The sequence below is a fragment of the Pedobacter humicola genome (assembly GCF_056490705.1).
This window is the reverse complement of the sequence record NZ_JBWJIG010000001.1, coordinates 69,205-82,421: the sequence shown is the minus strand read 5'-3', so window position 1 is coordinate 82,421 and position 13,217 is coordinate 69,205. Positions and strand designations below refer to the sequence as shown.

Annotated in this window: 11 protein-coding genes; all 11 read right to left on the bottom strand. The window is 41.4% G+C overall.

From position 1 onward, the window contains the following. Positions 1-33 precede the first annotated feature (33 nt). The 11 genes from AC04Q1_RS00365 to AC04Q1_RS00315 all read right to left on the bottom strand — a co-directional run bounded on the left by AC04Q1_RS00365 (position 34) and on the right by AC04Q1_RS00315 (position 13,029). Complete coding sequence (locus tag AC04Q1_RS00365; RefSeq protein WP_478360734.1) at positions 34-1,098, bottom strand: glycosyltransferase; 1,065 nt, start codon at positions 1,096-1,098, stop codon at positions 34-36. Continuing rightward, positions 1,095-2,051: a hypothetical protein gene (locus AC04Q1_RS00360; RefSeq protein WP_478360733.1), complete on the bottom strand. Its 957-nt coding sequence runs from the start codon at positions 2,049-2,051 to the stop codon at positions 1,095-1,097. The genes AC04Q1_RS00365 and AC04Q1_RS00360 overlap by 4 nt, the downstream gene beginning before the upstream one ends. A gap of 11 nt (positions 2,052-2,062) precedes the next feature. Beyond that, positions 2,063-3,373: an MBOAT family O-acyltransferase gene (locus AC04Q1_RS00355; protein ID WP_478360732.1), complete on the bottom strand. Its 1,311-nt coding sequence runs from the start codon at positions 3,371-3,373 to the stop codon at positions 2,063-2,065. Positions 3,374-3,496: 123 nt separating this feature from the next. Then, complete coding sequence (locus AC04Q1_RS00350; protein WP_478360730.1) at positions 3,497-4,261, bottom strand: hypothetical protein; 765 nt, start codon at positions 4,259-4,261, stop codon at positions 3,497-3,499. Continuing rightward, a complete protein-coding gene (locus AC04Q1_RS00345; protein WP_478360728.1) occupies positions 4,191-5,456 on the bottom strand; it encodes an O-antigen ligase family protein in 1,266 nt (421 codons plus the stop codon). Before AC04Q1_RS00345 ends, AC04Q1_RS00350 begins: the two co-directional genes overlap by 71 nt. Positions 5,457-5,483: 27 nt before the next feature. Further along, positions 5,484-6,929 (bottom strand): lipopolysaccharide biosynthesis protein, encoded by a 1,446-nt coding sequence (locus AC04Q1_RS00340; RefSeq protein WP_478360727.1) that lies wholly within the window; start codon positions 6,927-6,929, stop codon positions 5,484-5,486. Next, positions 6,926-7,957, bottom strand: a complete 1,032-nt coding sequence (locus AC04Q1_RS00335) for an SDR family oxidoreductase (protein ID WP_478360725.1) — start codon at positions 7,955-7,957, stop codon at positions 6,926-6,928. Before AC04Q1_RS00335 ends, AC04Q1_RS00340 begins: the two co-directional genes overlap by 4 nt. Positions 7,958-7,980: 23 nt before the next feature. Then, on the bottom strand, positions 7,981-9,282 hold the full coding sequence (locus AC04Q1_RS00330) for a nucleotide sugar dehydrogenase (RefSeq protein WP_478360723.1): 1,302 nt from the start codon (positions 9,280-9,282) through the stop codon (positions 7,981-7,983). Between the two features lie 9 nt (positions 9,283-9,291). After that, the gene (locus AC04Q1_RS00325) at positions 9,292-9,816 is read right to left on the bottom strand and encodes a UpxY family transcription antiterminator (RefSeq protein WP_478360721.1); all 525 of its coding nucleotides are present in this window, start codon (positions 9,814-9,816) and stop codon (positions 9,292-9,294) included. A 158-nt stretch (positions 9,817-9,974) separates the two neighbouring features. Further along, a complete protein-coding gene (locus tag AC04Q1_RS00320) occupies positions 9,975-12,227 on the bottom strand; it encodes a GumC family protein (RefSeq protein ID WP_478360719.1) in 2,253 nt (750 codons plus the stop codon). Between the two features lie 28 nt (positions 12,228-12,255). Next, complete coding sequence (locus tag AC04Q1_RS00315) at positions 12,256-13,029, bottom strand: polysaccharide biosynthesis/export family protein (RefSeq protein WP_478360718.1); 774 nt, start codon at positions 13,027-13,029, stop codon at positions 12,256-12,258. Between the last annotated feature and the right edge of the window lie 188 nt (positions 13,030-13,217).

Here is a 13,217-nt window from a genome sequence, read left to right as displayed (position 1 = left end):
TTTATTCTTTTTAGCTTGTTTTTTGAAGAAGATTTAACTGATCAATGACTGGTAGCAGCTTGCAATTTTGTTTAGAGAAAAGCGGTTCTGAACATCATCCATCATGGCCTGATGATCCCATACCTGCGAACAGGCTTTTTGAACATGAATGGCATAAGCACCATCATCATGTTGATCGATGGTATATCCGTTAAAGCCTTCTATCACCAGATTAGACAGCCCCCCAACCCTAAAGGCCACTACCGGAGTGCCATTGGCAATTGACTCCAACAAGGCATTTGGAAAACCTTCAGTAACTGAGGTAAGCAGACAGAGCTGGTGATTTTGGTAAAGCCTATCTACATCCTCAATTTCTCCAAGCATACACACCCGGTCTGCAATGCCTAGCGCATTAATCTGTTTGGTAATGGCTGCCCTGCAAGGTCCGTCTCCGGCAATGCTCAGGTGAAAATTGTTCGGCAGCCCTGCAAAAATATTGAGTAAACGGCTGTGCATTTTTTCGGTAGCAAGCCTAGCCACAATAAGTATTTTCATTTTCCCGTTTAAATCATTTTTTATATTAGTGATATCGGGAAGCGGTGCTTTAACGGGATTGGGAATGGTGATTAACCTGTTTTTGGGGATCTTAAAAGTATTTAAAAAAGAGGAACTGATTTCTGCCGACTGACATACGATTTTGTTAAACCGGCGATAAAAAATTTCGATCATGGGCACCCAAAGTAGCTGTTTCACGTTATTGACCTGAGCCATTTCGCGGTATACATTTGATTCTCTTGCAATGATGAATGGAATTTTAACAAACAGGGATATCACTGCAATCAGTACATTGATGTGCGCCCCCGTCGAAAAGATGGCGTATGGCCGATCCTTTTTGATCAAAGCAAGGAGTTTACCGAAAGACCTCGAAGCACGGAAAGTCATCAGATTAATTACCCTTACGTTTTCCAGATTGGTTGAGAACACGTCCTTTTCGCCACCTAAATACACAATAAAAACCTCGAATTGGATCTTATCAAATCCCTGGGCAAGTAACCAGAACACACGCTCCGAACCTCCGGCACCTAGCGAACTGACCACAAAGAACACTTTCTTTTTCATCGTTTGGCTGATCTAGAAAAGTCTTTGACATCCGATTTTAAAATATGCGAAGCAACGGTTTTTGAATATAAATCGGTTCCCTTATCATTCAGATGTGAAGCATCTGCAAAATATTGCCAATGCGCAAATTCCCTGTTGCTTGTATAGTCAGAAAAATCGATTCCCATAAGTTTGCAAATTTCCCTCACCTTTTTTACGGTTGTGGTAGTTGGATCGAGCGAGTATCTTGGGGAAATGAATACAAATAACCTGATGTTGTTTTTACGGCAGTTCACAATAATATTTTCCAATGACCGGATATTTTCAGCATCCATTTCTTCTTTTTGTACAGCCCTAGCTTTTTTGGGTAAACTTCCCGCTTTCAACCTACCTGTTAATGGCCTGTATCCGGCAATATCAGGAGTCGAAAATTTGGAAAACAAGGTATGCTGTACCATGGAAAATAACTGTCCATTGTATCTGTAAGTCTGCATTGATGCTTTTAAGAGTTCAAATGAACTTTTTTGCAGCAGAAACCGTTCTACTGAATTTGAAGTACTGAGGTAAGGCAATAGACACGATAGGTTATCTTTCTTTTCAGGATCATTATCCAAATCCCTGTTGTTAACATCCAAAATAAGCAATCGTGGGGTATGTCGTTCAAGTGCCAGATCAAGCATAGCCTCGTAATAAATCATTCCCTGCCCATCGCGGCCTCCATTGTAACATTTCATCGCGAGTGAGCGGTCTAAAATTTCAGGATTGTAATGATGGGCTGCCCGAGAGCTTCCCAGGATGAGTACATCTTCCTGAGCCTGATAAACAATATGATTTGCAATTGCATATTCGCCCGTTATTTCGCGCATAAAACAGGCATGGAGCAATCGCCCGCTTAACTGGTCGACCAATAAAATGACCGCTATAAAAATGCCGCATTTTAAGAAAAAATACTGGGTTGGATTAAGTCTGCGCATTGTTTAATGATTTAGAACTGAAAGTAGATGAACTGGCTGCCGTCAAAAACGCCGAACAGCATAATGGCAAAAACCAAGGCACCATAGGTAAGCAAACGCCAGGGAAAACGGAGGTCTGAAACAGCTATACCCTGCCAATGAAATTCCTGTCTCAATTCGTAGCACAATAATGATAAAATGGACAACATACTGTAGAAAAAATAATTTGGCTGACCTAAAAAGAAACCTGGTTCAAAACTGAAAATACGTTTAAGGATGCCTAATGCCTGGGCAATATTATCGGCCCTGAAAAATATCCAGGCAAGCGTAACCAATAGAAAAGTAAGGGTTACCTGCAGCAACCCGCCTAAGTTGGGCATGCTTAAAAACTTCCATTTTTTCCAGGGGCCATGCAATTTCCTGAACACGATTTCTAAAATAAGGTAAGTACCGTGCAGTGCACCCCAAACGATGAAAGTCCAGTTTGCACCGTGCCAAAGGCCACTTAACATAAACACAACAAAGAGATTACGGTACCATTTCAGCGTCGAAACGCGGTTTCCGCCCATAGGGATATAGAGGTAATCTCTAAACCAGGTGGAAAGTGAAATGTGCCATTTGCTCCAAAACTCACTGATGCTCTTGGCAAAATAAGGCCTGTCAAAATTTTCCATGAGCCTGAAACCCAAAATCCTTGCGGTACCGATTGCGATATCAGAATAACCAGAGAAATCGCAATAAATCTGAAAGGAAAAGAAAACGGTTGCCATGATCAGGCTGAGACTGCCATGGTGTTCGTAATTGCCATAAACGGCATTAACATATATCGCCAGCCGATCTGCCACCACCACTTTTTTAAACAGACCGATCAAAATCCGCTTAAGTCCTTCACTGGCATCATAAGGATTAAAGGGATGTTTTTCATAAAATTGGTGCAACATGTTCTGCGGCCTTTCAATCGGCCCGGCCACCAGTTGTGGAAAAAACATGACATACAGGGCATAGATTCCAAATTTCTGCTCTGCCTTTTGGTTACCACGGTACACCTCGATGGTGTAACTCATGGCCTGAAAGGTGTGAAAAGAGAGCCCAATAGGTAAGAGTATAGCCAATGCCGGGATGGGGTTATTGTAACCGGCCCAATTTAATATACCTGATACACTATCGTTAAGGAAATTGAAATATTTAAATATGCCCAGCACCAGTATATTGGCCACGATGCTTAGTAATAGAAGCCTTTTTTTTGTCTTCGGAAATTTTGCTTTCTCGATGTAGATACCGGCAAAATAATCGATCAGGATGGTAAAAAACAGGATCAGAATATAAATTGCCTTAAAAAACATGTAAAAAAAGCAACTGGCCAACAATAACCACAGCCACCTGTATTTGTAGGGCATAATACAATAGAACCCGGCAACTATCGGAAAAAAGAGCAGAAAGTGAAAGGAGTTAAACAGCATGTTATCTTAATTTTTAGAAATAACCATGGTAGATTTTTGATTTTTGAGCAATAACCGAAGTCGTATGGCCAAAAGCATTAGCAAAGGCCAGTAATCGTTTTCAACCACCATTTGCCCGCCAAAACCATCTTTAAAAAGATTGATCCTTTGGAGGCTGTCGTCGGTTGTGCCAAAGGCATATCCTCCCATATCGTACATCGTAAAGCCCATAGATTTAAATGTTTTCATATCCTCAAGATGCAGCAGTCTGTTGGCCCTGCCTATCCAACTGCGTTTAGTTCCACCCATTTCCTCTTTCCGGTAGAGTGATGCCGAATACAATAGGCGGACGCGGCCTTCAGAACGGTCGAGCAGGTAGGCATGCATCACCAAAATCTCTCCTTCAGATATCGCTTTGGTTATGAAAATGTTATCGCCATATTCCAATAAACTTAACCCGATAGGCTCCAGCCCCTTTGTTAGAGCAAAATCATTGTAAAAAATAATAAACTCATCCAGCTGTGTGTGTATATCGGTATGAATTCCGTCTTTCCTGGCCCTGCGGATATCGTAAGCAGTATTTTTATCAAACTGAGAAAAAAAGGTATCCTCGTTAGCCGAAATATCGATGAGTTTGGTGTAAAAATCTTCGCGTTTGTAACCAAAACGCTCCCCTTTAACCAAACTTTGCCTGAATACGGTAGTTAAACACTGACCAGTTTTAGGCTTCTGCCCGAACCATACGACCTCTCCGTTTAGAAAGGGCAATATTTTCTTTTTCAGGATGATCATATATTTTCTTTTTTGAGTTGATGGCGTTTAACTGGATGATGCAAAAAAACAGGAATACGGTAGGCCCATTGGCATTAACCAGCCAGGCATTATGAAAAAGTGAGTTGAGCGATATGGCCAAAAAGGTAAAACATAATGCCGCCTGTAAAGCCGATTTAGGATTTCTGATGTCGACCATTACCGACCTGAATATTTTACCTACACGCCAATAGATGGACAATAACAAAATGATACCAACCAATGGCCCTAAGTAAGTAATAAACATCAGATAAGCATTGTGCGAGGTTAAGCCACCCTGATAAATGGGGTTATGCCTTGATACATCAGCCCATTGCCTGTTATAAAACAGTAGTCCGAGTGGATAATCACTATAGATTTTAATATTTTCTGTAACGAGCCCTGATCTGTCTTCTCCCCTTTCTGAATTTTGTTGTGCCTTGCTCAAAATATTCTCCTGTGCATTACCATTGTATCTGGAAATGGTAGAAAAGAACACCAGCCCCAGTACAGCCACTCCAACCAAAATGGGTATGGATCTCATTCGGAAATAAAATACAATGGCCAATACTGAACCGATCGCAAATACCATGAGTGCCGAGCGTTGCATCCCATAAAAAATGGGGACTATGGCCATCATAAGTACCAGCATTACCACAATAAATGATTTACCGCTAAAAAGGGCATATAAAAAAGCAAATGTAGAAAGTGCCGCTACCTGGTAACCGAAAGTAAATATACTCGTACATATTCCGGAGGGGCTTTGTACAATTTCTCCTCCAATCAATCTCTCCCGCCATATTATGGTAGCAATAGGATTAATATGATCTGCTCCCATTACCAAAGCCGAAAGTGCTAAACAAGAGAAAAAAACAATGACCGACATTTTTAACCTGCCGAGAGTATTCCCCACAAAAAAGTTAAAATACAGTGCACAACCGATAAATATCAACAAATTAACTATCAGGGGTTTAATCTGATCCTGACCAAGTACATAGTAAAAGAAATTGGCCAGGAACAATAGCCACAGTTCCCGCATCGCGATAAATTGTGAATCTCCCCTGGCAGGAAATAAAAGGGCAATGGCGACCCCCACTACCACCGCCGGAAACTTGAAATAGTTATTCAGGAAGATGTCGAAAGTTAGGGCGTAAATGTAAACCACTACTAAAATCAGGATCAGTATTTTTTTTGGCATTGTGAACTGGATTAGTGTTAATTAAAGCTATGGTTTAGCCACCGACCTCCTTCCTCCGGAGAGAAAACCAAGCACCATGATCTGTTCGGGAAGTCGCTGCAAATAACCGAGAAGCAAATAGAAAAGTAATGCGGCACTTCCCGCTACAACCATTGCCATGTATGCATTCGAAATCATTTCTTTTAACAGAATAGCCATTAGCCCCATCAAAAATGCATTGATCAATATGGTAGCCATTTTCTTGTAACTCACAATTTTGATACTGGTAAAGTACTGGTTGATGGCGAAAGAAATGACCGAGTTGGCCACTATCCCAAACATCAACGCTACTATACCCCACTTACAGAAAAGAATAATATTGAAGAGTATAATGGTTTTCTTAAGCAGTTCTAACCTGAAAATAAGCCTGGTTCTGCCCTCTACCTTAAGTAAACTGCCGCTGGTGGTTTCCAGTATCTGGAAAATCCCAGAAAAACTTAGGATGGCCAGCAGTTTTGCACTTGGAAGCCACTTTTCGCCTAATAATGTCAATACAATATCCCTCGAAAATATAGAGATCATAACCACAACAGGTGTCGCACTGAAAACCAGTAATGTGACTATTTTCCGATAGCGGCTTTCCAGGCCTGCCCGATCATGCTGGTAACGCACCAAAATTGGATAGGTAACCGAATCTACCACCTGCGATATGGTAAGTACCGGCACTTCGTAAAGTCGTTTTGCCTGATAGTAAAACCCGGCATAAGCGATTGAAAAATAACGGCCAATGATGGGCTGATAAATATTAGCAAAGAAAATATTGAGCATTGCAGTAAGCAGCAGGCTAAAACCAAAAAAGAAAAGTTCTTTAAAGGCCGATATGGAGAAAATCAGTTTTGGTGCCCATTTTCCATAAGCACATAGAAAAAACGTATTGAGCGTGCTTTGACTGAGCTGCAATACCAACAGGCTAAGAATACCCATTCCTTTTAGCGCACACAACAAGGCAAAAATTGTACTAAAAACCGATGAAATGAGCGAAGCCCGGGTAACAAGCTTAAAAGCAAGCGCCCTGATCAATAATACCCGTTGCACCAGTCCAAAAGCATTGATGATGATCCCTAAAGCCATTATCCGGGCCAGCATCAATAAGGATGGCTGATGATAATATACAGCAATGTAGGGGGCTGCAATAAATATTGCCAGATAACACAATAACGCTATGGCGATATTAAAATAAAAAAAAGTCGAGGTATCGCGATCACTCATATCCTGTTTCCGAATAAGTCCTCCGCCCATTCCACTATCCACCAATGCACCGGCAACACTTAAAAAAATATACAATATGCCTACTAAGCCAAAATCTTCAGGACTGAGTAACCTGGCCAATACCAGCATGTTAACCAACAGCACCAGCTGTGCGCCAAACTTATCTACCAGTGCCCATTTAACCGCATGCAGGCCACTTCCTTTTTGCTCGGGTTTTGGTTTCATTCCCTAACTCCTCGGTTTTCACATTCTTCGGCATAATACCATTTTACGGCTTCGGTAATTCCCTGCGCTACTGAAAACGCTGGGCGGTAGTGCAAAAGTTTTTCAGCTTTTTCAATTGAAGCGAGCGAATGGGCAATATCACCTTTTCGTACCGGCGAATAGCGCAGGTCGACATCCAGAATTCCAGGATTATGTAATGCCAGACTTTTTTTAATATAACCAAGCAGTTCGAGCAGGGTAATTCTTTGTCCGCAGGCTGCATTGAATATCTGGTTAACGGCCATCGGATCTTCTGTAAAAATCGATTTGATATTGATCTGAACAATATTTTCTACGTAGGTAAAATCTCTTGATACCGAACCGTCACCATTGATGACAGGAGGCAGCAGCCGAATGAGCGATTTGATAAACTTAGGGATTACCGCAGCATAAGCGCCATCTGGTGCCTGCCTGGGGCCAAAAACATTGAAGTACCGCAAGCCGATCAGCTCCATTCCAAACATTTTAGAAAAAACATCGGCGTACAGTTCATTTACAAATTTGGTAACCGCATAAGGAGACAGTGGTTTTCCGATCACATCTTCTGTTTTTGGAAGAGCCTCGCTATCGCCGTAAGTAGAGGAAGAAGCGGCATAAACCATCCGTTTCACCCCGGCATCCCGGGCAGCAATAAGAACATTAAGAAAGCCGGAAATATTCACCTCATTGGTGGTAAACGGATCTTCTATCGACCTTGGAACCGAACCAAGAGCGGCCTCGTGGAATACATAATCTATTCCTTCCATTACGTTGCGGCAAACTTGCCTGTCCCTGATATCGCCCCTCACCAGCTCAAAATTTCGGTGCATAAAAAAGGGTTCTATATTGGCTGTAAATCCTGTTGAGAAATTATCTAACACCCTTACTTTTCCGGCGCCAAACTTCAGCAGGTATTCTACAAGGTTAGAGCCTATAAAACCGGCCCCTCCGGTAACCAGAAAACTGTATCCGGAAAGATCGTTTACTCCGTGGAATGATTTGTCGTACATAATCGTATTTTAAAGTGTAACACTTATAACCTGGCAGAAACTGATGCGTTGGGGAGCACAGATTTCAGGTCGTACACAATGGTATGGGGCATGCGCAGCGGTAGAAGATCGATATCGTTAAATGTCTCATGGGCTACTGCCAGTATAATGGCATCATATCTTTTCCCGTTATACTCCGAATCCTGGCAAACTATGCCATATTCTTTTTGAACGCGTTGTGGGTCTGCCCATGGATCTTGAATGCAAACATTGATTTTATAGCTTTCCAATCGCCTCACAATATTAATCACTTTGGTATTGCGTACATCAGGACAATTTTCTTTAAAGGTGAAGCCCAAAATCAGCACTTTACTGTTCAGGATAATAATCCCCTTCATCAGCATGAGCCTAACCAGTTCATCGGCAACATAACTGCCCATTCCATCATTAAGGCGTCTTCCTGCTAAAATAATTTCAGGATGATAACCTACTTCCTGTGCTTTTTGCGCTAAGTAATAAGGATCTACCCCAATACAATGACCGCCTACCAAGCCGGGCTTAAATCTCATGAAGTTCCATTTGGTTCCTGCAGCTTCCAAAACATCTCCGGTGTCAATACCTAGGAGATTGAATATTTTAGCCAGCTCGTTTACAAAAGCGATATTAATATCTCTTTGGGCATTTTCTATTACTTTTGCGGCCTCGGCCACCCTGATTGAGGAAGCCTTAAAGGTACCGGCAAGAATAACAGAGCCGTAAAGCTCGTCGATAATGGTTGCGGCTTTTGGTGTAGATCCTGAAGTTACCTTTTTAATGTGCACAACAGTATGTTCCTTGTCGCCCGGGTTGATGCGCTCTGGAGAATATCCGGCAAAAAAATCAATATTAAACCGAAATCCCGATTCTTGTTCCAGTATCGGCACGCATTCATCTTCTGTAACACCAGGGTAAACGGTAGATTCGTATATCACGATATCCCCCTTTTTTAACACACCGCCAACAATCTTGCTGGCTTTAAGTAAAGGTGTTAAATCAGGACTATTATTCTTATCAACTGGAGTGGGTACGGTTACAATGTACCTGGTACAGTTTCTGATATGTTCCACATCGCTAGTGCAAAAAAGCCCTTTCAATGTGGTACAATCCTGCGTTAATACCTGTTGCAGCTCTGCGGTGCTGATCTCATTGGTATGATCAACCGCATTTTTGATTTCATCTATACGTGATGGATTGGTATCAAATCCGAATACTTTGTATTTTTTGGAAAAAGCTACTGCAAGCGGCAGGCCCACATAGCCAAGGCCGATTACGGCTATTTTAGGAAGGTCTGTTAATTGTGTTTTCATGATTCGGAATTAAGCAAGAATGGTATTTTCGGCGGCAACTTTTGTGATGATCACGCAACCCAGATGATCGAGAACCATGAGTACATTTTTGCCCTGTACTTGTAAGACTTTTCCCGACAGGCTTTCGAGCGCTCCGCTTTTAATCCTTATACGGTCTCCGGCCGAAAGCTGGTTTACATTAACAATCTCAATATCTTTTTCCTGTGCAACAAATTCTTTTATCCTGTTTATTTCTGCATCGGTTAAAGTAGCTGGCCGGCCTTCAAAATGGATAAAATTGATTATCCCCAGGGTTTGCCTGATCAGGAATTCTTCCTTCAGACTGGAATGCACAAAAACATAGGAACTGAAAAGAGGTAAATGTACAATCTTGTTCCGGTCAGCCCATCTGTGCGATTCTTTTTTCAGCGGGCAATAAGATTCCACTCCTGAAGCCTGCAAAAGTGTATCTACTTTTTTCTCCCATCTTGGCCTCGTGTAAACCACTTTCCAGCTTTTTTGCTGGAGATAGAGTTTGTTTGTGTTACTTAGCATTGTCATTTTTTTTTGTTATTGAGATGTATAATTTTCCTTTGCTCAAAGCACAAAGCTTCGCTATCTCGGTTACAGTGGCCAAGTGGGCAATGGAAAACGGTAAAAGAATGTTAAGGGAAAATGTTATTTGGTAGAATTAATTTTTGACGTACAGTATTTTATGCGTAATCGCGACTACCATAGCCGTAATGTTTAATATGCTCGGTTTTTCCGTCGTTAAGGATCACCATTAAATTTTTAAGCTTATTGTTCTTTTCTATATCAGCAAGTATGTTTAAATGGCTTTTCTGGGTATAGTTATACCTAACCACATATATGGTGGCATCACTGTGCATATCAAGACTAAAAGCATCGGCAACAAGGGCGATTGGAGAAGTATCGATAATCACATAATCGAATTCTCCCCTGAGTTCTTCAAAAAGCGTGGCAATACGCGGATTAAGCATTTCATTGCCTGCATCCACCTTGTTTAATCCACTGCCAATAACGGATAGATTATCCGAAATTCCCGATGGAACAATTATTTCTCCTGCTTTCATATTCTCCGAATCTAAATACTCGCTTATCCCGATACCTTTTTCCAGTTTCATTTTATTTATCAGGTCAGGCTTGCGGAGGTCAAATTCTAACAGTACTACCTTTTTATCAATATTGGCCAGCGTAGCAGCCAGATTAATGCAGGTAAAGGTTTTGCCTTCACCCTGCACTGATGAGGTAACCATCAGCACCTGACTGTTTCCATGGGGCACATTGCTTCCAAGATTGCTCCGGATGTAGCGAAAAAGTTCAGTGATGTTGTTCCTGTGCTTTCCGTTTATGGCCAATCCCCCGCTTCCCCTGGCATGGCATACTTCACCCAGTATCCTTACATTAGTTTGATCCGTAATTTCGTCCACATTATCCACCCTTCTGTTTAGCTTATCCTTGGTCCAGATAAAGGATACAGGAATAATAAAGCCAAATAGTAGCGCAGATAAAAATATCAGCTGACGTTTGGGCTTGGTTGGGCTGCTATCGTAATTTGCCTGATCGATCACCTTTGCTTCTGGCACATTTGCCGACAGCGTAAGGGCTGTTTCTTCGCGTTTCTGGATCAGGTATTGAAAAAGATTAACCTTAACGCTCTGCTCACGGTCGCGTTGTTGCAAACCATGCTCAATCTCCGGCGCAGTCTGTATCCTGGCCTCAAATTTTGACGAGTTGGATACCAGACTTTGCCTGTTAATCATCAGGTTTGTGCGGATGCTTGCAATATTTCCCGAAATGTTCTCCCTGATTACAGAAAGTTTCTGCTTGATATTGATAACAAGGGGGTTTCCCGGCAGATTTTCGGTAAGCAACTGCTGATACTCTTCCTGCGTGGCATTATATTTATTAATGAGGGTAAGCAGCGATCCATCTTGCAGCCCTGCTGTTCCAGGTACAATCGGAAGAAGTCTTCCTGCTTTGCGCAGATAAACATCAACGGCATTGAGTATGCCCAATTGTACATTTATCGATTCCAATTGTTGTTTATAATCTTCTGCCCGTTGCAGGTTTGATTGTGCATCAGCCGCTACGTTGGTTACCCGGTTAAGCTGTTTATACTGTTGTACATTTCTTTCAACCGTACCCAAATCCTGGGTCAGGTACCTCAGCCTGGTATCGATAAAATCAATGGTGGCAAGTGCCATCTGGTTTTTAAAGGCAATATCTTCCAGATTATATTCTTTTACCAATTGAGTAAGAATATCGATACCACGTGCCGGTATATTATCAAGCATACCGATCTGCAATACATTTGCATCTTTAACGATTTCGGTAATTTCAAGTTTTCTGTCGCGGTACGATTTGGCTAATTCATCTACATTGATTAGCGATAAATACACTTCCCAATCGCCTTTTACGATAGCCGGCCCTTTAGCAATGCTGATGCTAAAATCCGCATTTGAAATGGTATCTCCAAAATGATAATTTTTATTGACAACCTCATCTGGAAGCGTAAGTGCAAAACGGTTCTGATCAAGCATTTTCAAGGTTATAGGTTTACCCATGGTCTGTGGAGAAACCCGCATCACTTTAATCACTACCGGAGAAGTTTTTCCATAAACCTCTTTCTGCAACAATCCTGTTCCAACAAATACCTGGCTGTTAATGGAGAGCCGGTTGAGTACTTTTTTCATCAGGTTTACGGAACGCAATACCTGGATCTCATTTTCGATGGTTTTGGTGGTATGGAACATGTTAAGATCACTGAAAGCACTTTCCTTAAGTATCCCGTCGCCCTTTTTGTCATCCTGCAAAAGCAGTGTTGTACTTACCTGGTAATATGGTGTGGTAAAATAAATAACACCTACCGCTACTGCCATGCAAAGTGCAATGCAGATCAGAAAAAGGTACCAATACTTCGCATATTTAAAAAATGGCTTCATATTAAGGGAAACTAAGTGATTGAAATGTTTATTTCTTTACCAGAATGCTGATTAAAACCGCAAGCACGGAGAATGAGGCTGAAATGATTGGGATAAACCTGTTATTTTGATTAACCTCCTGTTCTTTCGACTTATCAGGTTCTACATATACAATGTCATTTTGCTTCAGGAAATAATAGGGTGAGTTAAGCAGCTCCACCGAATTGATATTCAGTCTTTCGAGTGTTCGAACACCTTTTATATTTCTAATTACAAGCACATTATCTCTCCTTCCGAACGGAGTCATGTCTCCTGCCATTCCCAAAGCTTCAAGCAGGTTAACTTCGCTATTGGTGATTGTAAAAGTACCGGGCCGGCTAACCTCTCCGATTACGGTGATCTTGAAATTGACAAAGGAGATGCTTACATTAGGACTTTTGGTCATCTTTGAAAGTTCGCGTGTTAAAGCATCTTTTGCCTCCGAGAGGCTCATTCCACCAAGCTTAATTTCTTTTATCCCTGGAAAATTGATAAATCCGCTGGCGTTAACTTTATAAACAAACGGCGTTTGTCCGTTACCCGGAACCGTGCTGTTGAAAAGGTTGTTAGATTCTGTACTCGAGCTCACTACAATAATAGAAAGTACATCATTAGGAAGTATTTCAGTTTCGGGTACTTCAAAGGATTGCGATTTCATTTTACCATCCTGTTTAGGTAGATCACTGAAATATACCAGGTTCCTTTTCGATCCGCACGAACTGATCAGCAGTGTACTGGTACAAAGAGCAAGTATAATGGCGCTAAGTTTAACACGAGTTACCATAAGGCTTTTTTTAAATGGTTTTGTTCAGTAAAATTAGCGAATATCAACACCGGTAAACCCTGCTCGGGGCAATTGTGAAGTTTTATGTATAAGTTTTACAGTTGCGAACAATATTGTGTAAAATCTGATCAGATTTCTGTATAAAAATTTTCAAAATTCAAAAAACATTGTCAAACAATGGGCTGAAA